This is a genomic window from Peribacillus sp. FSL P2-0133 (assembly GCF_037975445.1).
In the GTDB taxonomy this organism is placed as follows: Bacteria; Bacillota; Bacilli; order Bacillales; family DSM-1321; genus Peribacillus; species Peribacillus simplex_E.
In genome coordinates, this window is the sequence record NZ_CP150254.1 from 1,385,197 (window position 1) to 1,409,341 (window position 24,145).

Genomic DNA, 24,145 nt, shown 5'->3' on the forward strand with positions numbered 1-24,145 from the left:
AAACTTATAATAAATTATGTACTTAAGTAACCAGTCAGTCATTACATACGACTTGTTAGCTCAGTGGGAGAGCACTTCCTTGACAGGGAAGGGGTCGTGGGTTCGAATCCCTCACAGGTCATCAACTACCAAAGGCTCAAATTCTTGATATCACAAGGGTTTGGGCCTTTTTTTGTTTTCAAAGGTATAGTTCATAATATATTATTTACTCAATTGGTGGCGGATAGAGCAGCATTTAAACTTATTACAGGACAAGGCAAAGCCTATCGCTTATTCAGCTAACGATGGAGGTTAAAAGAAGACCATCTTTTTGGCTTTTCTTTAAAAGGTACATAATCATATTCTTCGGTAAAATCCACTTTACTATAATGTGTTGGATTACCTTTACTACCAAATACCATGCACGGGAATAATTTTTGGAAGCTCTGAACATGACGCATGAAGACTATGCAAAATATTGGCAAACGATGAAAGACTTCAGAGATTACGTTTCTTGGCTTGAAAAGTATAATACAATGCCTTCACTAGAAATGATGGTAGAACAATATCAAGAAGAACTACAACCAATGATAGAAAGTTTTAAAGTGAAATAAATAGAAGGAGGAATGTATGGAAGAGTAATTAAAAGCAAATTCCTTTTAGGGGGTCTATTAGGGGATTAATCACACTTCTCGTAGGACTTACCCTCCACTTCAGTATTATATAGTAAATATTTCCTTTATTTTCAACTGTGTGATTTTAATATATCAACAGTATATTATATTGATAAAGGAAGAATAACTTAATCTACTACTATAATGAAGTAAGTCTTTAAAAGGGAAGTGATAGTTAAATGCTTTATATAAGCGATATCGAAAAGATAATTAATAACACATTAAATGAGCACAATTTGGATATTATTTATGAATTTGACAATAATCTAAGTGCACCTATGAGTTATAACGTATCGACCAATACTATAAAATTCAATTACCTTCAAGTTAACGGTTATAAAGGGAAAATTAGAATTAAAGAGACAGAGGAAGACTTTGTTAAAATTATTCTTTATCGTATGATTGGTTATTATTTAGATTTTAAGAAAAACAAACATGATTTAAGGATTTTAATGTATGGTCACGAAGAAGAAAAAGAAAAGCTGAAATCTGAAATAGAAACTAATGCTTGGGATTATGGGAGAACATTAATACCTGAACAACTATTGGAGTCATATGATAAAGTTCGTGAATTAGATAAAATGCTAATAAATTAATGTACTCTAAGAAAATGGCGACCCGACTTTAAACTAAAACAAGAAAAAGAAGCCTCCTTGGAGAATCTCTCTGGAGCTGACTTTGAGTGAGAAATTAAACTGATATCCAATAAGACAAGACCCAGAGAAAGAGGAGTTGTCTTAGAAAGCTTGATAAATAAACAAATAGAAAATGAAGTTCAAAGTTCGTGCTCAATTTTTAAGAGAAAACATGGAAAAGCATATCGATTACTTGACTAAAGAAATACACTGGACTGAACATACTTCTGAAGAAAGGTTTTAATGAACAACATATACTAGATAAAGAGGAAGTATTATAGTTGAAGTGGGCTACAGAGAACGATTACGTAGATAAGTATTAAGACCTGCTCATCCAACAATTTGTTCATAGCAGTAATTCCGATACAGCAGACCATAATTAAGATGTTTTTATCCAACCAAACTTGAAGCAATTTAATCGAGAACAATTTCTTGCTATATATGATGGTATTAACAGAAACCTTCAATGTTATGCGCATAGAATGGGACGCTTAGTGCTATCTTTTATACATAATCAACATTAATGTTTCACAAGCTTAAATAAATGGACAGTCAAAGGGGACACTCATAAATGAGGTCCCCTTTCATAATGTATTACGGTAATAAAGTTTTATATTGTTCCATTAAATCACCTGCATATAAGCTTGTAATCATTAAGAAAATGGCAAGCCCAATGTATAATGAGAACCAGATGACTTTTGTTTTGAGACTCGATGAGTAATAGGATTTCTCTTTATCCCTAATTTCAGTTTGTTCTTGCACTTCTTTAAAGAACGTTGCTACTATTCGTTCATACGTGCCTATATTTTCAAAATCGGTTGGTCCGTACTGGTATTCATTCGAATTAGCAGCATCCATTAAGGATCTATAAATATTTAATTTTACCTCGGTCAGCTGTTTTTCTTTTAACTTATTATCATCAAATAGCGGGATATGCCAACTCTTCATGTTGTTAAACTTTTCATGTAGTTGGCTTAATTCCATATTCCAAATATTAACCACGCGAATTTTTTCTTCATCTGTTGCACCTGCATATTGTTCAAGTTGCCTTAATCCAAATTGATTCAATTCAATAATGATGTCTCTTTGATTTCTGGTTGTCTCGCTACGGAATTCTTTCCACCACTTAGAAATACCCAATAATAAGAAAAGAATTAAAAATGGATTTGGATGGAGAAACAAATATACAACCATTCCGATAATCCCTAATACCCAAAGCTTTGTGGAGATGACTCCTACTATACGTCCTCCATCAAGAGGATGCACAGGCATTAGATTAAATAGGTTAATCATGGCTCCAAGTGTAATAACTAAAAGCCAAAATGGATTTTCCGTCATCATAAATAGGGGGATGGCTGGTAGAAATGCTAATGTACCTAATAAAGGACCTCCGAAGGCAAGATAAGCTTCCTGGTTAGCATTCTTGGGTTCTTCTTTCAGGGCAATTAACGCTCCGACAAAAGGGATGAAAATGGCATTGGATGTTTTGATGCCTTTTCTCTTAGCAGCAAGTAAATGCCCCATTTCATGGATGTAAATTAGATAGACTAGGGCTACGGCAAATTTCCAACCGTAAACCAAGGCATACGCTCCTAATGAAACGAAAATAGAAATCAGGGAACCTACTTTTGCTATTTTCAATAGCGCAAACAACCATTTCATTTTTCCTAGGAAAAATAACCCGATTGCCCCCAAACTTAACCATCCTTTATTCAATTTAGATTCTTTCAAAATGTACCTCCTAGAGTAAATGGGAAAACAGATGACCCCAGTGACACTATGCCTATGTGAGCTTCTTCTTGATTTATCATCTTGCTAATATCCTTATTATATCGTATTTTTTCTTTTCCTTTTAGGAATATTTTTCTAGAGTATTAACTTTCAAGTATTACATTTTTTTATAATTAAGATAGAGTGTACCTATCACAGAAATACTAGATGGATGGAGGTAATGAACATGGAGTAAAAAAAGCTAAAAAAAATGAGGTTAGCGATGTGAAAAATGGTGAGAAAAGTAATACAGTCCTGGTATTGTTTATGGAGTTATAGAATCTACTGCTGGAGAAGAATTTCCAATATACAAAGGCTATGCTGTGGAACCTGCTAGAATGCATAAGACAGCATATACCAAGATCGGAAAAGATATTGAACTTATTTATAAATTTAATTGGACTAAGTACGAACCGCCAAAACGATTATATTCTCTTTCGGTAGTTATATAAGATACTTCTATAAAAAAGGATTTAATGAAAATACTTTAAAATGATAAACATGGATAAAACAATCCATCTTAACTATTTTAATCCCAATTATAGGTGTGGCGAAGCGCTCCTCAGTTTTTGTTCTTAGCAACTTGTATACAGGCTTTTAAATCAGATACTTCCAAAACACTCATCTCATTCTTCTATCTTTTAGTAGTTGTACCTTTTTAACAGAATTTGAAGTTAGAAGCTCCATATTTATGCATAAGCTAATGCTCAATTAATTATGTTATATATTTTTAATAACCAATTGATGTGAATATATGGAATTTACTAAACCGATTAGAAAGTGATCGTTCATAATATCTATTTGGAGCTTTTTGACTATGAAGGAGTCTCCTTCATAGTCAAGCTTTGAAAGTTGTTTTAATGTAAGTAAACGTAGAAAAATATCATTGATAGTTTCCATATATTTTTCTTTTTTGGACAAGAATGGAATAGTGATCACTACTTTTTATATATCAGGTAAAACCTATCATATTTTGACAGGGAAGGGTCGTAGGTTCGAATCCTTCACAGGTCATCAACTATCAAAGGCTTAAATCCTTGATATAACAAGGGTTTGGGTCTTTTTTATTTTTCATTTCCATTTATTACTCCAGTGTGTTTATGCATTGCACAAAGTTGTACAGAAACTGAGCGTGACGGTGAATCGTTCGTTGCATGACGTTAGCCACTTTGGTACACTATGCAGAAGTGCTTTTTTAGTTTGATTGCTAGGATTTACTATCGAATCGCATGGATGAGCTGCAGGATCTTTACATAAATCATGGTCCATGAGGCTGTGGGGTGTATCCTGAACGAACCCTTAAAATGGAACTCCTTTTACTGTAGACTTGTGGAGCAGTTACAAAACCCATTAATAACTTAACAATTTAAATGTGTTTCTAAGAAAAGACCATCTGTTCCCTCATACAGCAGGAGTTGTATGGGGGCTTGTATTTTATCAAGAATTTTCTGTTTAGATGACTATACAGTAATAAAATAAGGAGGAAGCAATGAACAATTATAAATTGACCATTCAATATGATGGCGGGCGATATAAAGGCTGGCAACGACTCGGTAATAGTGATGATACGATTCAAGGAAAAATAGAAAATGTCTTAACGGAAATGGTGGGGGAAAAAATCGAGATCATCGGATGCAGCAGAACGGATGCCGGTGTACATGCCCTTGCTCAAATCGCCAATTTTAAGATTGGTGAAAATCTGACTGAAGCTGAAATCATGAATTATTTGAATAGGTATTTACCAAGAGATATCAGCATTGTCGAGGTTAGGCTAGTTCCTGATCGTTTTCATGCCCGTTATAATGCTAAGGATAAAACCTATTTGTATAAGATCTGGAACGAGCAATATACAAATCCTTTCATGCGAAAATACAGTATGCATGTAGAGAAAAAGCTGGATATCACAAGAATGAAAAAAGCATGTCAACATTTTATAGGTGAACATGATTTCACGGCTTTTTCAAATGCAAAGTCTAAGAAAAAATCCATGGTGCGTGAAATATATTCCATTGATATAGAAGAAAATGCCGGATTCATCCAAATTACAGTGCGAGGCGATGGATTTCTTTATAATATGGTTAGAAAGATTGTCGGGACGTTGATAGAAGTTGGGTTGGGTGAAATAGATGCTGAAAATATACCAAGCATTTTAGAGTCAAAAGAGAGAATCCAAACGGGCCGTATGGCGGAGGCAGCTGGGTTGTACTTGGTAAAGGTTGATTTTTAGACCAAATATTGATGCATCGGTTAACGAGTAAAGTGTATAGGCAGTAGATAAAGGGAAGTAATAGGGAAGAATGGTAAAGGGGAATAGAACGAAAAAGGAGAGATTTTCATGAGATTAGCAGGAAAGAAAATAATCAGTCTTGTGCACCATGAATTTGAAGATTTAGAGCTCTGGTATCCCATTTTACGTTTAAAAGAAGAAGGAGCGATTGTTCACCTTGCTGGAGAAAAGGCAAATGAAACATATATTGGAAAATATGGTGTGCCAGCTATATCTGATTATGAGTATGGCAGTATTAAAGCTGAAGAATATGATGCCATTCTTGTACCGGGGGGATGGGCACCTGACAAAATTCGCCGGTTTCCTGAAGTGATATCACTTATCCAAAGCATGGAAGAAAATAAAAAACCCATCGGGCAAATTTGTCATGCTGGTTGGGTGTTGATCTCCGCTAAAATTTTACAAGGGAAGAATGTAACGAGTACACCGGGCATTAAAGATGATATGGAAAATGCCGGGGCGACTTGGATAGATAAGCCCGTCGTCGTAGATGGTAACCTTGTATCAAGCAGGCGTCCGCCTGATCTACCGGATTATTTGAGGGAATTGATAAACGTGATTGAAAAGAGTTAATTCATAATAGGCTGAAAAAGTGGTTTTTTCTTCTGGAAAAACCACTTTTATTATTTCTGCTATCCAATTACCCCAGAATGCGATATATTTAACAAAAATTGATATGATATTTTTTAATCTTAGTTATGATTCTCGCTGAAATGCAATGGATTATTCCCTTGATTGATCCTTAAACAAATCAATATACAAATTTCCTTTTGACCCTACGACAGCATACGAGATGTCAAAAACAGCAAGGTTTCTTTTTTTGAGTTCAGCCATTAACCATTCGTCATCGTAGGTGTGTTTGGATAAGTTTTCATATAAGATCTTCCCGTCATAGACCAGTTCAATCGGTACAGTTCCTGCAGAGGGCAGTAAAGGTAAATCCTGCTTGGTGGCATTTTGGTATTGTTCTTTTTTTAATACAGAGAGGGAGCCATTAATCTCTAAAATGGCATATTCGACTTCTTCTATGTTGAAGACATCTTTTCCACGCAAAGCCTGTTTAAGAGAATCCAGTGAATACCCCATTCGTTCCATTGACTCTTCGAGAATCTTCCCTTTTTGAATTAAGGTAGCAGGTTCTCCAGCGATCCATTTCCCGAAGCGCGGATTTCTAACCGCTAGAAGATTCAGCATAAAAACGACGGTACCCATAATAATAATTGCTATGATAAAATACAGGAATTTAATTTTAATATTGAATGCCAGATTTCCTGCAATTGTCCCCATCGTAATTGAAGCGATATAAAGGTGATAGGTCCTCTGGGCAATTGTCTGTTTACCGAGGAGCTGGACAAATACCCATAACAAAATAAAAGAGGTAAATGTTCGAAAGATGATTTCAACAGCGTCTGACATGACTATTTCTCCCTTACAAGACTCCGTGCAGTTAGTTTGTGATAGTATGTTCTTGCACCCTGCCGTTTATTCTGTAACTAAAAAACCGTCTTTGAATTTGGATCCATCTAGAATAAATTGATAGATGATTCAATGGGTGCGATAGATCATGAACAATTAATCAAACAAAAAGAAGCAAGTAGTTCGTTACTTGCTTCTTTTTATTTGGTTCAATAAATCCATGGATATGTTTACTTAGTATCGATTAAGAAATTTCTTCGAATAATAGTATCAAAATACATTTGCACGGGGGTATGTTTTGAGAAATATTCGGGAAATTTTCATTGACGATTTAAAAAGCATTTATAAAAATTTCTTTGTTTGTATCGTAGTAGTTTTTCTCATGTTCATCCCTTCCATTTATGCATGGTTTAATATTGTCGCATCTTGGGACCCGTATGCAAATACGGAAGGAATTCTTGTCGGTGTTGCCAATAATGATAAAGGTGCGGAGTTAAATGGCGAAGCCGTGAACATAGGCAAGGAAGTCATAGAGGGGTTAAAGGAGAATAAGGATTTAGGCTGGAGATTCACTTCGGAAAGAGAGGCGAAAGCTAAGGTGGAAAAGGGGGATTATTATGCATCCATCATCATTCCCGAGAACTTTTCCGAACATATTGCGACAATCATGACCGATGACCCTAAAAAGGCGGAGATTGATTACTATGTTAATGAAAAAATCAATTCCATTGCTCCTAAAATTACGGCAGCGGGTGCAAACAGCATTGTGGACAATGTGAGCAAAACCTTTATCAAATCGGCCAGTGGGAGTATCCTTGCAATATTTAATGAACTGGGAATCACCCTTCAAAACGAGTTGCCGACAATTCAAAAAATGAAGAATATGGTGTATTTATTAGAGGGTCAACTGCCTGAGCTTGAACAAAATATTAAAACCGTTCAAACACATGTTAAAAAGGCTGAAGATATCATTAAGAAGGTCAATGATGGATTGGATTCAATAGAAGGAATAACGTCGCAGAAGGACAAATTGGTGTCGGACGTTTCTAGTTATGTAGATTCAACAAGGCAGGCATTCGAAGAAATCAATCCCCTTTTGAAAAATGATATTGTGAATATCAGGAGCGATAATGAATCCGTTTTAGTACTGGCGAACCGGTTAACGGGTCAGGATTTGCCTGACAATGAGTCGAATCTGCTAGTGGAACAAGGGGTAACGAGGATAAATAAAGAGTTGTACCTTTTGGACAGTATGTATAATTTATTGGTGAGAGTCAATCAATTTAATGGGAAAAACTTGCTTCAGCCAGAAATACAGCTAGTTGATGAATTAAGGGATAATACTTCGAACCAACTTCAAGCGCTAAATGACCGAGCTTACGGTAATCTTATCGAACTTGGCGGGAAAAATGATCAAGTTTTGGCAAGCTTCCAGGAAAGTTATTCAAAGGAAACAGGGCCAAAATTCAATGAAATCTGGAACGAAACGGAATCAATATTGAATAATGTCCAGGTCACGATGGCGGAGGGAACCAAGGTTCTTCCTGAGGTGAGGACGCTGTTGAATGAGACCAATCGAACATTGGAAACACGTACAGGGGATATCGATAAGTTAATGAATAAGTTTCCGGAAATCGAAACGAAAATAAAGGCTCTAGCTTCTAAAATGAGGGAAATCGATAAGTCTTATGATATGGAAGAAGTGATCGATTTCCTAAGGAATGATATTGAACAAGAAAGTGAATTTTTTTCAGAACCAGTGCTGCTCAATAAGCACAGTCTCTTTCCGATTCCGAACTATGGATCTGCCATGTCCCCTTTCTTTACGGCACTTTCCCTTTGGGTGGGCGGTACAATATTGATTTCCATGCTTAGCGTGGGTGTTTCTCAAAAAGTCTACAGCCCGTATCAAATTTATATCGGGAGGTATCTTATATTTTTCATCATTGGGGTAATGCAGGCTCTTAGTGTTTCCATTGGGAATATCATCCTTATCGGTGTTTATGTAGCGGATAAATTTGAGTACATCCTGTTTTCTGTTCTGATAAGTACAGTATTTACACTCATTGTCTACACCTTCGTTTCCGTTCTTGGAAATGTTGGAAAAGGGATAAGCGTCGTCTTGATGGTCCTTCAAATATCAAGTTCCGGCGGCACTTTCCCCATTCAAGTCACACCGCCCTTTTTTCAACATATTAACCCTTTCTTGCCATTCACTTATGCTGTGGGTTTACTTCGTGAATCTGTAGGGGGAATAACATGGAGCGTAGCTGGCAAGGACATTTTTATCTTGATTCTCTTTTTAGTAATCACGCTCATATTAGGTATCATTTTGAAAAAGCCTCTGCATGCAAGGACACAAAAAATGAAGGATAAATTGTATGGAAGCAGGATTTTTTAATGTTATAAAAATGGATATTTAAATTAGCCTGAACCCTTAAAAGGGCTCAGGTTTTTTATTTGCTGAATGGAATTTGCCCGTATGTATTTTTGTGTAAGTTTGGAATATTTATCAATACATTGACAGTTGAATAGAAAGATACCGATAAATTAGAATTTTTGCATTTTTATAGTTGACAAAAACCATTGGATTAATCATTATTAAGAAATAATGTTTAGTAAATCGATGCGATATAAAAGTGGGGTGACTTAATGTATTTAACTATAGATGGCATTGAAAAAAGTTTTAAGAATGAAAAGAAAGAAAGCATAAAGGTGCTTGATAAGATAAACATAGAGGTCGAGAAAGGAAGCTTCGTTTCGATCGTCGGCCCTTCAGGATGCGGTAAATCCACACTCCTTTATCTGATTGCCGGACTTGATAAGGCAGATGTAGGTGAAATACGTGTAGCTGGAAAAAAAGTGATGAAGCCAGGTCCGGAACGGGTCGTAGTATTTCAAGAGGCGGGGTTATTTCCTTGGTTGACGGTACTTGAAAATGTTACATACGGATTGAAGTTAAAGAAAATTCCCAATGAAGAGGCTAAAGCCAAGGCATTGGACATTTTAAAAATGGTTCACCTCAGCCGATATGTTGACTCCTATCCACATCAACTATCAGGGGGCATGAAACAGAGGGTGGCCATCGCAAGAGCGTTGGTGATGGAACCGGATATCCTGTTGATGGATGAGCCATTCTCTGCGCTGGATGAGCAAACGAGGATGGTCTTGCATAAAGAACTGCTCGAAATCTGGAGAAAAACTAAAGTGACAATCTTTTTCGTTACCCATAATATTCGTGAGGCTGTTCAGCTTTCCGAAAAAATTATCGTCTTTGCAACCCGTCCCGGGAAAATTAAAGAGACGATTTCCGTCCCTTCCATGAAAGATGGAGTTATGCCGGATAGTGTAACTTTGCATACAGAACAAAGGGTTCTATCGATTTTACAGGAGGAAATTGAAAAAGTGCTGAAGGAGGAAATGGGGAATGATTACAGCTTTAAGACGAATCATATTCATCGCGATGATAGCGGGGATATGGGAAGTCACATCTAGACTTTCCAGTCTTCCGGAATTCATGTTCCCAAGCTTGACCCAGGTTTTGGAAACTCTGTTTAATGGACTGATGAGCGGACAAATAACTGAAGCCATCGCAAAAAGCCTTGGCCGTATCCTGATCGGCTTTACGATTGCCATTATAGTAGGTCTAATATTAGGATATTTCATTTGGCGCTTTAAATTGGTTGAAGACACTTTAGGATTCGTCGTGACGGCATTACAGTCCATCCCGAGTATCGTGTGGTTCCCTTTAGCGATCATTTGGTTTGGATTGAATGATTTTTCGATTCTCTTTATTGTCACCATCGGCGCAACTTGGACGATGACGGTTAATGCAACAAGTGGTTTTCGGAATGTACCCCAGTTGTATCAGCGGGTTGCCAAAACATATGGATCGACCGGGTTTCATTTTCTTCGCACCGTGATTTTACCAGCATCCGTCCCGCAAATAATATCCGGTCTCCGAATTGCATGGGCCTTTTCCTGGCGTGCACTGATGGCAGGTGAATTACTTGGCGGGGGAGGCGGTCTTGGACAATTGCTGGAAATGGGCAGATCACTGGGACAAATGGATTTGGTCATCTCCGTGATGATCATCATCGCAATCATCGGAACAATCGTGGATAATGTTGTCTTTTCCCGCCTTGAACGTAATGTTCAACTGAAATGGGGAGTGAAGTAACGGTAGTTTAATAAAATAATAGTTCAAAAGGAGAGAAAAATATGCTGAAAAAATCATTTTTTGCCCTTATTCTGTCTGTGTTGTTAATCGGAATAGTAAGCGGATGCACTCAATCCAGCAGCAATGATGAAGAAGGAGAAGGTTCAGGGGGGAAAACCGTGAAAATTGGATATTTTCCTAACTTAACCCACAGTGCAACGATCATTGCCCTCGAAAAAGGCTTTTTCGAAGAAGAGTTCGGTAAAGATGTTAAGATTGAAACCAAAACAGTGGCCAATGGCGGATTATTCATGGAAGCAATGGCTACAAACGCCATTGATGTCGGAACGGTCGGGCCTGGTCCATTGCTTAACTTTTACGTAAAAAACCCTGAATACCACTTGATCTCCGGGGCTGTTAATGGAGGTGCCGTACTTGTGGCTAGCGAGGGCAGCAAAGTTAAGGATTTAAAAGATTTGGGCGGTAAAAAGGTAGCGATTCCCGTCATTGGAAGCACACAGGATGTCATGCTTAGGAAGGCCCTTCAAGATGTTGACTTAAAACCGACTACGAATGGGGGGACAGTTGAGCTGTATGCGGCGGCACCTGCTGACACAACCGCCCTTTTTGTCCAAAAATCTGTCGATGCAGCAGCAACTCAGGAACCATGGGGTTATGTATTGGAAAACCAGGCAAAAGGAAAGTTATTGCTTGACTGGGATCAATTTGCATGGGGGAAAGACTCACCTAACACGGTAGTGGCTGCAAGCCAGAAGTTCTTGGATAAAAAGGGGCTCGCTGCTTCCTATTTGAAAGCGCATGAAAAAGCGGTGAAGTTTATACAAGACAACCCTGAAGAAAGCCAAGAATTGGTTATTAAGCATTTGAAGGAACTGACTGGAAAAGAATTAAGTAAAGAAGAAGTGGCTTCAGCATTTTCACGCCTTGAAGTGACAACTGAAGTTAATGAGCAAGTCATTCAGGAAATGGCAGACATAAGCAAAGAAGCTGGTTATATTCCTAGCAATGATATAAAAGGCATGATCGATTTATCAATTCTTGAAGAAGTGTCCAAATAAATTGAAACAAGCAAGCGCCTCAGCCACCCTGGCTTTGGCGCTTTTTTTGTAATCAGGTCAAGGCAGAATTATTTCATCGTATTGCGCCTGGGATTATAATCATACACATACCACGGCAGGTCATGAACTCCCTGTTATGGGCAGACTTGATCCAATGCTTGGATAACATGATCAACCTCGTCCCAGGAATGGATGGTAGCGCCTGAAGCCAGTGAATGTCCTCCACCATTGAATTGACGTGCGACTGAAGCGATGGGAATATTACGTGAACGTATCCTGACACGGATTTCAGAAGGATATTCGATGAAGAAAACCCAGATTTTATTGCCCCTGACACTTGATAGCGTATTAACTAAATTCGAAGCTTCAATTCGATCCACACCATACATATTTAACAGATCCTCCGTAATAATGAAGTAAGCTACCCCTTTTTCGGTTACATTGAAGCTCATGAGAATGTCTGTTTGAAGTCTTGAAGCGTTTTTCGTCTTTATATTAAGGCTGTTATGGATTCTTTCTGGATGAATATTATAAGTTCTTAAGTGCGAAACCATTTTTAATGTCCTTGGAGTTGTATTCCCATTCATGAAATTACCTGTATCACTAAGTATTCCTGTATAAAATGATTTAGCCGCTTCTTTATTCATGATAAAGCCTTCTGGAAATTCCAATAATAAATCAACAAGCATTTCACTGGCAGAGCTATAAGAGGGGTCGACCCAAGAAAGATCACCAAATTGCTCATAATCGGGGTGGTGGTCAATTTTGATTAGCATGTCCCCGTGATCATATCGGGAATCACTGATCCGTGAAATGTTGGCAGTATCACAAACAATCACTAAGGCACCTTTGTATTTGTTATCGGAAATGACATCCATATCACCAATGAATAGAAGCTTATCCACTTCTTCGCCTACCGCATAGACTTCTTTAGAAGGATAGGAATGCTTCAATAGCTTCTTTAAACCGATTTGTGATCCCAATGCATCCGGGTCCGGATTAACATGGCGATGAATGATGATTGTTTGGTATTTCTTGATAGCTTCGATTATTTCCGCTTTTTTATTGTCCATATCGCCATCTCCTTTTAAACTTTCCTTTTCTACCGAGCGATAATTGATAGTATGAAAAATTCATATATTGACAGTTATGCATATTCAATCATCACATGCCTCACGAATAAAGGCAATTTCCGATTACTCTGGATTGAGGGGTGTATTTTTATATTAAACGGGAAGTATGCTAAAGAGTATAATAGTGGATGTAATGAAAACACCTGAACGAAATTATTGCAAAATTCAAAAAACTGGACTATACTTAATTTACCAAACCGATGACAGCAAGTTACCTTGCTGCATGGCCGGCTTGTCATAAAACTGGAATCCATAAAAATTGACTTGGTTCACTTGATCTTCCTTTGCAGGAAGACAGTTCGTGGATAAGGGTCAGTGAAACATTCAATGTAATGACATTGTTGGTTTTACTGGCTCTTTTTTGTGTATCCTGACAGTTTGAAAGGGGTGATGATATGAATGGAGCTTTGGAAGGAGTCAGGATTATCGATGTATCCCGTGTTTTGGCGGGGCCGTTTTGTTCAATGATTCTCGGTGATTTGGGTGCCGAGGTTATTAAAATCGAGCATCATGAGTCAGGGGATGAAACGAGAGGATGGGGTCCGCCATTCGCCCAAGGAGAAAGCGCTTACTATTTATGTGCCAATCGAAATAAGCAAAGCATGACCTTGAATTTAAAGTCGGAACAAGGGAAAGAGATCTTCCGAAAGTTGGTGTATTCAGGGGATATAGTGATTCAAAATTTCAAGACGGGCACGTTGGAGAAACTGGGGTTAGGCTATGAGGATTTAAAGGAATGCAACCCCAAACTGATCATGGCCTCGATTACGGGATTTGGTTTAACCGGACCTTATAAAGATTTGCCTGGCTATGATTATATCATTCAAGCGATGAGTGGTTTGATGAGCATCACAGGAGAAAAAGATGGAAGCCCCGTGAAGGTCGGGGTGGCCATAGCTGACATATTGACTGGCTTGTATACATGCATTGGCATTTTATCCGCTTTGCATCATAGGGATAAAGCGGGGGAAGGACAGGAAATTGATATTTCGTTAATGGATTGCCAGGTTTCTTCATTGGTGAATGTCGCCAGCAACTATTTATTCAGTGGCCAGACCCCTGAACGAATGGGAAACCAACATCCCAATATCGTTCCATACCAAACGTTCCGGACAAGTGATGGGGAGCTTGTTGTGGCTGTAGGAAATGATGATCAGTTCAGGAGGTTTTCAGCCGTTATAGGCAGACCTGATTTAGCCGAGCAGGAACAGTTTAAGCATAATGAAAAACGTTTGCTGAACAAGGAAGGATTAATACCGATAATAGAGGATTTGTTGAAAGGAAAGACAAAGAAAGAATGGAAAAGGCTATTTGATGATGCAGGGATACCCAATGGTCCGATCAATGATATCGCAGAGATGTTCGAGGACCCGCAAATCATCGCAAGAGGCATGTTGGTGAACATAGAACATCCCACAATCGAAGATCTTAGAGTGACGGGATCGCCACTGAACCTTTCAAAAACGCCGGTTACGATGAGAAAGCATCCGCCACTGTATGGTGAGCATACCGGTTCCATTTTGGCTGAAATTGGATATAGTCCAGACCAAATAAGCAAATTCAAGGAAAATAAAATTATTTAGGAGGAATTTTAATGATGAATTTCGAATTAACAGAAGAGCAGCAAAGTGTGAAAAAAGTGGTAAGGAAATTTGTGGATAAGGAAATTATCCCATACATTCAAGAGTGGGATAGGCAAGGTCAATTCCAGCCGCATATTTTAAAAAGGTTAGCGGAATTACAGTTGATGGGCGTTTGTATACCCGAAGAGTATGGTGGAGTCGGAATGGATTATAATACCCTTGCCATCGTTTGTGAAGAGCTGGAGCGAGGCGATACGGCTTACCGAACTGCAGTTTCTGTACATACAGGGTTAAATAGCATGACCTTGCTGCAATGGGGGACGGAAGAACAAAAACAGAAATATTTAGTACCCCAGGCAAAAGGGATCAAGATTGGCGCTTTTGGGCTGACTGAACCGAATGCAGGGTCTGATGTTGCGGCAATGAAATCAACAGCAAAACGTGTTGGGGACCATTATATCTTGAACGGGTCAAAAACATGGATTTCGCTCTGTGATTATGCAGATCATTTCCTCATTTTCGCCAAGACGGATCATGATGCCGGTTCAAGGGGAATCACTGCTTTTATTGTGGAACGGACTTTCGAGGGAGTGGAGTCGAAAGCCATTAAAGGGAAATTAGGAATTCGTGCCGGGAATACAGGCGAAATCTTTTTAACGGATGTAAAAGTTCCGGTCGAGAATAGGCTTGGTGAAGAAGGTGAGGGCTTTAAAATTTCCATGTCGGCATTGGACAGCGGCCGGTTTACAGTGGCCGCAGGTGCTGTAGGGTTAATAGAAGCAAGCCTGGAAGCAAGCTTGAAGTATTGCCATGAACGAAGTACATTCGGAAAAGAGATTGGCAGGCATCAGCTCGTTCAACAGATGATTGCCAAGATGACCGCAAATTTAGAGATTTCCAGATTGCTGGTCTTTAAAGCGGGTACCTTGAAAAATCAAGGAACAAGGAATACGAAGGAAACATCACTTGCAAAGTGGATATCATGTAATGCTGCTAACGAAGCGGCCAATGATGCTGTTCAAATTCATGGTGCCTACGGCTACTCGGATGAATATCCAGTGGAACGTTTTCTGCGGAATTCAAAAGCCCCGGTCATTTACGAAGGAACCCGTGAGATTCATACTGTAATGCAGGGCGAATACGCACTTGGCTACAGACAAGATAAAGAGCTTCGTAAGCAATTGCCTGCATGGCCCTTCGAGCAAGTTTCCGTCCATTAACTATAGATAGAGGAGATCAGATGATGAACACATACCTTATTGCAGGGCATGCAAAACTTCCACAAGGGATGGCAGCGAGAAATATATATGATTCCATCACGATCACGGTAGAGCTTGACTTTAAATATGGCGTAATAGTCGAAGCTTCCTGTACACTTGCTACAGAACATGGCAGGGAATTCATTCGTCAACTGCTACGCGGTTATTGCCTGAAAGATGGTATCGAAGAATTGATTGATCGTGTGCAAATGCATTATCGTGGGAAGGCCGGTCAAGCCATTCAAGCAGGGTTGAAGGATGTGTATGCACAGTTCGAATTGGTCTCCGTTAAATAAGCGAAACTTGAAGGATCCTACCGTATGTAAAAGGGTAGGATCCTTTTTTATAGATTCAGGTTCATGGCAAATAAATGATGGAGCTGCGGATTTTATGAAAATATTAGTGAACTGATTTTAACCCGCTGCCGGTTTCGCTTGAACAGGAACTTATGCTGGAGTTGGACCAAATGTTCATTCTTAGGCAACTGTAGAGAGGTGCTAAATCATTCATGGATGAATATTTTAAAATAAATCTTTTGCTATTAATAAGTATTTTAATAGTGGTTGGAATAGCGGTAGAATATTTATAGCTAAAGCATTGTTTGATATTTTGCGACCAATTGGCTAGTAGTTCTCAATCGTTAGCAAACCATATTTTTAAAACAAAACTTGGTTATACTACATGACTTTTTATTGTTTTATATGGAACGTTTTTTTTGAGGGGGTGTTAAATCTTGAACGTTGAATTCCACTCCAGGTACTCGCTTTCCGCGGGCGGTCCCGGGAGCCTCCTCGGCGCTTTTTGCGCCTGTGGGGTCTCCCCTGGACGCGCTTTTCCCGCAGGAGTCTCGCACACCCGCTCCAATCAACTTTGTTTTAAAAATTTAGATAGAAAGCCTTTTGTCTACAAAAAGGGGGGGAATGGTCTCATCCCGAATCCCTTTCATGATTTTACTGATGGATGATTACCATAATTTAAAAACAAGACTTGATTAAGACTAGGTTACACTTTATGGTTTTTTCCTGTTTTATAAAACGCTTACTAAATTGAAGAAATTTGCGACACTCCTGCCGAATAACTGGCTAGCCGAGACCCCCCGGGCGCTTGCTTTGATGAGGCTTGGCAGACAGTCGGCAAAGGGAGCGGATTTCTGAAATCAAGCCAGAACTTTTCCTGTGGGTTTGTAAAATTTGAACGTTTTTTGCACGTAGGGCACCCGCTTTCCGCGGGCGGTCCGAGAGCTCTTCGGCGTTTATCCCGCAGGTGTCTAGGACCTTCCGTTCCAATCACTTTGTTTTTGTCTACTAAGTCCACTGTCATTATAAATGGCAGTGTTTTTTATTGTTTAAGGAACGGGACATTTGACTGGATTTAACGATCGTGATAATTTTAAAAACACAAAACTCGCCCCTACCTATAGGACGAGTTTGTGTTTTTTTATAGAAATTGGACTTTAAAGTAAAGCTTAATATCTAGTAAAAAAATATTGTTGTACATTAAAACGGTACCATGAAACTAGAAGCACCTTCTCCGTCTATTGCGAAAGTTATTGCCGCAAAGCCAACTGCAGTGGTTGGACGAACAACGGTTTCTGTTGGAGCGCCTTTGTCTGCTGCAAGTGGACCTCCTCCTGCTAGTGCGTCTTTGCGTGCTGCAAGTGGACCTCCTCCTGCTAGTGCGCCTTTGCGTACTGAAAGTGGACCTCCTCCTGCTAGTGCGCCTTTGCGTGCTGCAAGTGGACCCCCTCCTGCTAGTGCGTCTTTGCATGTTGCGAGTGGACCTCCTCCTGCTAGTGCGACGTTTAGTGTTTCTGCGGGAAGTTCGCCTATTATTGTTTTTTTTACGTGAAGAACGGCCTTTTGAACATGGGTCATTATACATGAAATCGCCTAACCCGAAGGAATTGGCTCTATCCACCGCATTTTGAATATTTCGAATGATGTCAGACATATTTATATATCCCCCTTTCTATACGTTAAACTATGCGCTTGTACGTAATATGCCAGAGATAATAGCACAATTTTTAATAAAAATTTGTTTTTGGTGACATCCCTCGCTTTTTTTCATAATTTAGTATGAAAGTGAAAGGGAAGTGAAGTGAAGGGTTATATGAATGCTGACAAGAAGCTGCCTGTGTACCAGCTTTTTATTCCACCAGTTAATTTAATGGAACTTCGCAGAGATATATGGTGCAATGATCCTTTACCGGCAAAGTTAACACTTAACAGAAAAAAACTGGATATTGATATTGTTTACCGTGGCTCACATATCCGCGGTTTTCGCAAAAAATCCTATAATGTAGTCTTTTATAAACCTAATACTTATAAGAATGCCAAGGAAGTTCATTTAAATGCCGAATATAAAGATAAATCTTTACTAAGAAATAAATTATCTTTAGACTTTTTTGCGGATATAGGCACCTTATCACCGAACTCCCAGTTCGTTTTCCTGAATCTGAACGGAAAGGACGAAGGGATATACCTAGAATTGGAATCGGTGGATGAATATTATTTGAAGACAAGGGGGCTGCCCAAGGGAGCCATTTTCTATGCAGTGGATGGTGATGCCAATTTCTCATTGATGAGCGATTTGGATAAAGGAATCAAAAAATCATTGGAGATGGGCTATCAAAAAAAATGCGGGACAGCAAAGGATGAATTATATTTACAAGAGTTGATCCTCCAAATCAATACAATTTCAAGAGTGGATTTTGAAAAGGAAATCGTAAAATATGTCGATGTGGAAAAGTACCTGCGCTGGCTGGCCGGTGTCATATTTACGCAAAACTATGATGGATTCGTTCATAACTATGCCTTGTATCGAAATGGAGATACTGGACTCTTTGAAATGATTCCATGGGATTATGATGCGACATGGGGCAGGGATGTTAACGGGAAAGTGATGGAAGAGGATTATGTGGGAATCGAGGGATTCAATACATTGACTGCTAGAATCCTTGATGTGAGGGGATTTCGTGTCCGGTACCAAGAACTTCTAAAGGAGATTTTGAACAATCATTTTAACGTGGGCTATATGAAACCTATCATTCAGGAAATGCATGATCAAATAAGGCCTTATGTTTCAAAAGATCCATATATCAAGGGGGATATTGTGAAATTTGATAATGAGCCCGAATTCATCCTGAAATTCATTGAGGCACGTGCAAAGTATATAAATAGCCGGCTGCATAAATTGGATTAATAATTCCTTTCCTAATAGTGATGGAACAATGAAAAATTTAACAGCGTGAGTGTTGAAAGAAAAGCATTCATGCTTTTTACATACGATCCCATTTGCTTTTCTATACCATTACAGCTATGTTTGATAGAAAGATATAATCTAAAGTAATGAAGGATGGGAATGGATTGATTAATCATAGCCGCAAACCGGCATATATATATACGTTTACATGCAGCCCTGACGAACGCTCATTATCTAAAATGGAGATGCGCTCGTTCTTTGGCTTTGAGACTTCAAGAAATATTTTGAAAAGTGATATAGCAATTGAACCGAGCAGAAGCCCTTTTATAAAAGGGCGGGTCGACGTCATGTTTGAAGGGGAAAGCATATCCGAAATCGTTGAGCAAGTGAAAGGTATTCATTTGCCTGATTCGACGTTCAAAGTATTATTCGTAAAAATTAATGATTTGAATAAAGATGCAAAAATAGATTATGATGGACAGCGTGAAATTGAACGGGAGATAGGCTGGCATATTCAGGGAAATGCCGATGTGCGTAATCCTGATCAGGTCTTTGGAATCGTGACACTTGGCGGACGTTGGTATTTTGGGAAGTATGTCAAGCCTGAAGCGGTTTGGTTAAAACATATGAAGAAGCCCCGGGAATATTCAACAGCGCTTAGCACAAGAGTGGCAAGGGCCATTGCCAACATAGCCGTTCCACATCCGGATGGAGTGAAGGCAATTGATCCATGCTGCGGAATTGGAACGGTATTGGTAGAAGCCCTATCGATGGGGATCAATATTGATGGCCGGGATATTAACCCGCTTGTTACCGACGGTTCCAGGGAGAACATTGCCTATTTCGGCCTCGAAGGTGATGTAACTACAGGTCCGATTTCGGAGGTCATTAGTAAATATGATGTAGCGATTATCGATATGCCTTACAATTTATATACACATGCGACGCCGGAAGATCAGCTTTCGATCCTTAAACATGCCAGAGGCTTTGCTGACAAGGTCGTCGTCGTAACGATCGACACGATGGATCATATGATTAAAGAAGCAGGATTTGAAATTGCTGATCGCTGTGTGGCCAGGAAAGGCATTTTTTCCAGAGAGGTTGTAGTGTGTGTGTGAGTTTCATCATCAAGAAAAGGCTGAAATCTTTAATGATTCCAGCCTTTTTTTGATGTCATTTAGCTTGATAATGAACTACATTTTCAACGAGTTGTTTCGTGACCTTCCCCTGATATTCTAAATAATCCAAATGGCCAATGATTTCTGACATGACGAGCGGGAATTCTGCAATATATTTTTGTTTGTAAAACTCCTTTGCCAGTTCATTGCCGGTAGAAATTCCGGATTCTATCAAGGTCAGGATTTTTTGTGATTTTCTCTCTATGCTATTAAGTCTTTTTTCAATCAAATGACCAGGTTGTTCAATGATGTTACCATGACCAGGAAAGAGGAGATTCACCTGTAATGCTAAACAGCGTTTTAATGAATCGATATGATCTACAAGAGTCAGCATTCTATTACCGTTTTCATCAGGTTCGATCAAGGCATTGCTTGATATATGTTCAATCAATAAATCACCGGCAAGAATCCGTTTCCCTTCTTGGTCAAGGAAAGCAATTTGATCCGGGGCATGCCCGGGAAATTCGATCACTTCAAAATTCAGCCATTGTTTTTCCGTGATTGCGATGATGTCACCATTCAGTTTTTGATCTTTATTATTATCGACCGCGTTGAATAGGTAAGCCACTTGTTTATCTCCAAGTTCACCACAGCCCATCTCAATGTAAAGCTGCTTATAGAATTCAATTCTCATATTTAAGAAGTCAGGGTCCCTTTTTAAACGGGGAATGGATTTAGAATGGGCATAAACGGGAATCGGATGGAGTTCGGTAATCCGGTTGACCAAACCAACATGGTCTCCATGGTGATGGGTTAATAAAATTTCCGTGATATCTCCAACGTTAAATCCATTTTCGTTTAATGTTTGCTGAAGTGCATTCCAGCAGACGTCATCATTCATGCCTGCATCGACCAATGTTAAAGATTCATCCTGTTTAACTAAATAAAAGTTTATACTTTTTAAAGATAAAGCGCTTGGAGCTATGATTGGATAAATTTTAAATGTTGTTTTCGTTTTCATGAACGTCCCATATCCTCCTAAATCGAGATAAACTTCATCTGGAAAATTGTTGTATTACTAATGATCGAATAGATTTAAAGGGTTATTATTCTATGATTAGTTGAATGAATTAAAACTGTCAAGCGGAAGCCTCCTTGTAAACGAGAAAATTAATAGTAAGAATGATTGGAAATGGATGGTCTATTTATCTAGTTTATTTTAAAATTGAATAAACAAGCTAGTAATTTAGCCAATATTCTTAAAATTAATTGTTGGGTAATGAAAACTGAAGGTGAAAAATGGTGCAAGAATGTGTTACATGGAATGAAACGGTATAGGAGGTTATGGTTTGAAGCCAAAAATTTATATTACAAGGAAATTACCGGAACAAATCATCGAAGGTCTTAGTCGGAATTATGATGTCAGGATGTGGGATCAAGAGGATATACCGGTCCCTAGAGAAGTCCTTGAAGAAGAAATGAAAGAAGTCGAGGGTCTGCTTTGCTTATTGACGGAACAAATCGATGAGTCACTGATTGAACGAGCGCCTAACCTGAAAATCATCGCGAATATGGCAGTGGGCCATAATAATATTGATGTTAGAAGTGCAACAAAACGGGGCATCATGGTCACGAACACACCGGGGGTTTTAACGGAAACGACAGCTGATTTAACCTTCGGCTTACTGCTTGCAACGGCAAGAAGGATGATGGAGGCAGAAGATTATTTAAGGAGCGGAAGGTGGGAAACATGGTCGCCGATGCAGCTGACCGGACAAGATGTACACGGCGCAACGCTTGGTATAATCGGATTAGGTAGGATTGGGGAAGCCCTTGCAAAAAGAGCTAAGGGATTTGATATGAACTTGATTTATTTTAATCGAAGCCGTAAATATGAACAGGAAAAAGAATTAGGAATCGTATATCAGCCCCTTGAAAAATTGCTCCAAATATCGGATTTCGTTTGTGTCATGCTGCCGCTCACACCGGAAACCACTTATATGATTGGCAAGGAGCAGCTGGAATTAATGAAAGGGACGGCTGTCCTCATAAATACCGCAAGAGGCGGGATTATCGATGAAAAGGCGTTGTACCAGGCGCTGGAAAACCGAGAGATTTGGGCGGCTGGATTGGATGTATTCGAAGAAGAGCCCGTCTCTGTGGATCACCCGCTGCTAACATTGCCCAATGTCGTTACACTGCCGCATATCGGGAGTGCCAGCATTGCCACAAGATTGAAGATGGCAGCTCTTGCTGCACAAAACTTGATGGATGGATTATCTGGTGATACTCCGCGTAATTTAGTATTGTTGAATAAATCAAAATGACCCCAAAATGGGGTCATTTTTTATGGGGAATCGTTTAGAACTTTAATAGTTTTTCCCTTTGGTTCGTAGTATCCTCAAATATATTTCCTCATTTAAGATTTTTCCTTTTTAGAAGATTTCTGAGTTTTGAACATTACTTAATAGAGTGCTGGAGGGAAGAATCCAATTCAAGGGAAGCATACTTATCGTAAATTGTTCGGATCTTTTGTAAAATAAAGAAAGTCGAGTTTTATTCAGGAAAAACAATTAGTTGAAAGGGATAGGGGTAATAATGATTGAAATGAAGGAAACGATATCATCAGGCATCGAAATGACTAAATCCAAAAGGCTGTTGATGGCTCTTATGCTGGGGTCTTTTGCAGCGATTGGACCACTGTCACTTGATATGTATTTACCGGGTCTCCCTGCACTGGCAGAGGATTTGAAAAGCAGTACGTCATTAGCGCAGCTGAGCTTGACTGCCTGCTTGTTAGGATTGGCTTTAGGACAAATTTATTTAGGGCCGCTAAGTGATGCAAAAGGAAGAAGGACACCGTTAATCATATCTTTATCCATTTATTGCATTTCCTCTCTGTTATGCGCTTTTGCTCCAACCATTGAATTGCTTTTATTATTACGATTTATCCAAGGTATTGCGGGAGCGGGAGGCATTGTCATTTCAAGGGCGATAGTTCGTGACCTTTTTTCAGGATCGGATTTGACCAAGTTCTTCTCCATGTTAATGCTTGTTAATGGGGCGGCACCGATATTGGCTCCGGTTTTTGGCGGTCAACTTTTGCAGTTCACGTCTTGGCGGGGAGTCTTCGTTGTCATTTCAGTATTAAGTATCATTATGGTTGCGGCTGCATTTTTTGGGATAAAGGAAACTTTAACGTCCAATCTCAGAAGTCCAGGTGGGGTAAATGATACTATCAGGACATTTTGGAACTTATTGAGAGATCGTGTGTTTATGGGCTATGCTTTTTCACAAGGATTCATAAGTGCCGCCATGTTCGCTTATATTTCCGGATCACCTTTTGTTCTCCAGAACATTTATGGCGTTTCCCCACAGACCTTCAGTCTGATTTTTGCAATAAACGGAATTGGGATCATCATCGCTTCACAAGTTGCCGGGAAGCTGGCAGGGAAGGTTAAAGAAGAAAAACTGCTTCAAATGGGATTATGTCTAGCTTTGTTTGGGGGAATATTACTTCTTGCCTCAGTCCTTCTCGAAATTGGGTTGGCAGGAATCTTGGTCGCTTTATTCCTCTCCGTCTCCAGCGTCGGTATTGTCGGTACAACGAGTTTTTCTTTAGCGATGCAAAATCAGAAAAAAACAGCAGGCAGTGCTTCGGCTTTAATTGGCCTGCTTCCTTTCATATTAGGATCACTAATGGCTCCCTTGGTGGGACTAGGTTCAGGTGAGTCACCCTTGCCGATGGGAATTGTGATGGTAAGTTGTCATGTCATCGCCATGTGCGCTTATTTAATCCTTGCCCGTCGTGGGTTAAGGCGAGTTTAATTAGGAAAAGCTGAAATCCCTGAT

At 39.2% G+C, this 24,145-nt stretch carries 20 protein-coding genes and 1 tRNA gene; 16 read left to right on the top strand and 5 right to left on the bottom strand.

The window, feature by feature from the left end:
- Positions 1 to 49 precede the first annotated feature (49 nt).
- From MKY17_RS06680 to MKY17_RS06690, 3 genes are all read left to right on the top strand, one after another.
- Positions 50 to 121: transfer RNA gene (locus MKY17_RS06680), tRNA-Val, on the top strand.
- Positions 122 to 431: 310 nt separating this feature from the next.
- Entirely contained in the window at positions 432 to 593 is a 162-nt protein-coding gene (locus MKY17_RS06685; RefSeq protein WP_179891049.1) for a hypothetical protein, read from the top strand.
- Positions 594 to 832: 239 nt separating this feature from the next.
- The gene (locus MKY17_RS06690) at positions 833 to 1,249 is read left to right on the top strand and encodes a hypothetical protein (protein WP_054397148.1); all 417 of its coding nucleotides are present in this window, start codon (positions 833 to 835) and stop codon (positions 1,247 to 1,249) included.
- Positions 1,250 to 1,882: 633 nt separating this feature from the next.
- On the opposite strand, the gene MKY17_RS06695 is transcribed toward MKY17_RS06690, so the two are convergent.
- On the bottom strand, positions 1,883 to 3,019 hold the full coding sequence (locus tag MKY17_RS06695; protein WP_098371264.1) for a site-2 protease family protein: 1,137 nt from the start codon (positions 3,017 to 3,019) through the stop codon (positions 1,883 to 1,885).
- Positions 3,020 to 4,547: 1,528 nt separating this feature from the next.
- Between MKY17_RS06695 and truA the strand changes: the two genes are divergently transcribed.
- Entirely contained in the window at positions 4,548 to 5,285 is a 738-nt protein-coding gene (truA, locus tag MKY17_RS06700) for a tRNA pseudouridine(38-40) synthase TruA (RefSeq protein ID WP_098371263.1), read from the top strand.
- 108 nt (positions 5,286 to 5,393) lie between these two features.
- Entirely contained in the window at positions 5,394 to 5,918 is a 525-nt protein-coding gene (locus MKY17_RS06705; RefSeq protein ID WP_098371262.1) for a type 1 glutamine amidotransferase domain-containing protein, read from the top strand.
- A 150-nt stretch (positions 5,919 to 6,068) separates the two neighbouring features.
- On the opposite strand, the gene MKY17_RS06710 is transcribed toward MKY17_RS06705, so the two are convergent.
- Positions 6,069 to 6,761 carry a DUF421 domain-containing protein gene (locus tag MKY17_RS06710; RefSeq protein WP_098371261.1) on the bottom strand — a complete coding sequence of 231 codons (693 nt, stop codon included), beginning with the start codon at positions 6,759 to 6,761 and terminating at the stop codon, positions 6,069 to 6,071.
- 298 nt (positions 6,762 to 7,059) lie between these two features.
- Here MKY17_RS06710 and MKY17_RS06715 point away from each other — a divergent pair, with 298 nt between their 5' ends.
- From MKY17_RS06715 to MKY17_RS06730, 4 genes are all read left to right on the top strand, one after another.
- Complete coding sequence (locus MKY17_RS06715; RefSeq protein WP_098371260.1) at positions 7,060 to 9,162, top strand: YhgE/Pip domain-containing protein; 2,103 nt, start codon at positions 7,060 to 7,062, stop codon at positions 9,160 to 9,162.
- A 251-nt stretch (positions 9,163 to 9,413) separates the two neighbouring features.
- The gene (locus MKY17_RS06720) at positions 9,414 to 10,256 is read left to right on the top strand and encodes an ABC transporter ATP-binding protein (RefSeq protein WP_063232114.1); all 843 of its coding nucleotides are present in this window, start codon (positions 9,414 to 9,416) and stop codon (positions 10,254 to 10,256) included.
- Positions 10,189 to 10,941 carry an ABC transporter permease gene (locus MKY17_RS06725; RefSeq protein ID WP_098371259.1) on the top strand — a complete coding sequence of 251 codons (753 nt, stop codon included), beginning with the start codon at positions 10,189 to 10,191 and terminating at the stop codon, positions 10,939 to 10,941. The genes MKY17_RS06720 and MKY17_RS06725 overlap by 68 nt, the downstream gene beginning before the upstream one ends.
- A gap of 41 nt (positions 10,942 to 10,982) precedes the next feature.
- On the top strand, positions 10,983 to 11,999 hold the full coding sequence (locus MKY17_RS06730) for an aliphatic sulfonate ABC transporter substrate-binding protein (RefSeq protein ID WP_098371258.1): 1,017 nt from the start codon (positions 10,983 to 10,985) through the stop codon (positions 11,997 to 11,999).
- A gap of 134 nt (positions 12,000 to 12,133) precedes the next feature.
- Here the strand turns inward: MKY17_RS06730 and MKY17_RS06735 are convergent, their stop codons facing one another.
- Positions 12,134 to 13,072, bottom strand: a complete 939-nt coding sequence (locus MKY17_RS06735) for a bifunctional oligoribonuclease/PAP phosphatase NrnA (protein WP_339201547.1) — start codon at positions 13,070 to 13,072, stop codon at positions 12,134 to 12,136.
- Between the two features lie 455 nt (positions 13,073 to 13,527).
- Between MKY17_RS06735 and MKY17_RS06740 the strand changes: the two genes are divergently transcribed.
- The 3 genes from MKY17_RS06740 to MKY17_RS06750 are packed head-to-tail and all read left to right on the top strand — an operon-like array spanning position 13,528 to position 16,270.
- Entirely contained in the window at positions 13,528 to 14,715 is a 1,188-nt protein-coding gene (locus tag MKY17_RS06740; RefSeq protein WP_339201549.1) for a CoA transferase, read from the top strand.
- Between the two features lie 14 nt (positions 14,716 to 14,729).
- Positions 14,730 to 15,935, top strand: coding sequence for an acyl-CoA dehydrogenase family protein (locus MKY17_RS06745; protein ID WP_098371403.1), 1,206 nt, complete (start codon positions 14,730 to 14,732; stop codon positions 15,933 to 15,935).
- A gap of 23 nt (positions 15,936 to 15,958) precedes the next feature.
- A complete protein-coding gene (locus MKY17_RS06750; RefSeq protein ID WP_096338406.1) occupies positions 15,959 to 16,270 on the top strand; it encodes a DUF3870 domain-containing protein in 312 nt (103 codons plus the stop codon).
- A 1,200-nt stretch (positions 16,271 to 17,470) separates the two neighbouring features.
- Here the strand turns inward: MKY17_RS06750 and MKY17_RS06755 are convergent.
- Positions 17,471 to 17,848, bottom strand: a complete 378-nt coding sequence (locus MKY17_RS06755) for a hypothetical protein (RefSeq protein ID WP_098371254.1) — start codon at positions 17,846 to 17,848, stop codon at positions 17,471 to 17,473.
- Positions 17,849 to 18,083: 235 nt separating this feature from the next.
- Between MKY17_RS06755 and MKY17_RS06760 the strand changes: the two genes are divergently transcribed.
- Together MKY17_RS06760 and MKY17_RS06765 are read left to right on the top strand one after the other, a co-directional pair.
- Positions 18,084 to 19,175, top strand: a complete 1,092-nt coding sequence (locus MKY17_RS06760; protein ID WP_098371402.1) for a CotH kinase family protein — start codon at positions 18,084 to 18,086, stop codon at positions 19,173 to 19,175.
- Positions 19,176 to 19,339: 164 nt separating this feature from the next.
- Positions 19,340 to 20,293 carry an RNA methyltransferase gene (locus MKY17_RS06765; protein ID WP_339201552.1) on the top strand — a complete coding sequence of 318 codons (954 nt, stop codon included), beginning with the start codon at positions 19,340 to 19,342 and terminating at the stop codon, positions 20,291 to 20,293.
- A gap of 55 nt (positions 20,294 to 20,348) precedes the next feature.
- On the opposite strand, the gene MKY17_RS06770 is transcribed toward MKY17_RS06765, so the two are convergent.
- Positions 20,349 to 21,314 carry an MBL fold metallo-hydrolase gene (locus MKY17_RS06770; protein ID WP_098371252.1) on the bottom strand — a complete coding sequence of 322 codons (966 nt, stop codon included), beginning with the start codon at positions 21,312 to 21,314 and terminating at the stop codon, positions 20,349 to 20,351.
- 328 nt (positions 21,315 to 21,642) lie between these two features.
- On the opposite strand from MKY17_RS06770, the gene MKY17_RS06775 reads away from it, so the two are divergent.
- Positions 21,643 to 22,620, top strand: a complete 978-nt coding sequence (locus MKY17_RS06775; RefSeq protein WP_098371251.1) for a D-glycerate dehydrogenase — start codon at positions 21,643 to 21,645, stop codon at positions 22,618 to 22,620.
- A gap of 271 nt (positions 22,621 to 22,891) precedes the next feature.
- Entirely contained in the window at positions 22,892 to 24,121 is a 1,230-nt protein-coding gene (locus MKY17_RS06780; protein WP_339201553.1) for a multidrug effflux MFS transporter, read from the top strand.
- The last annotated feature ends 24 nt before the right edge of the window (positions 24,122 to 24,145 follow it).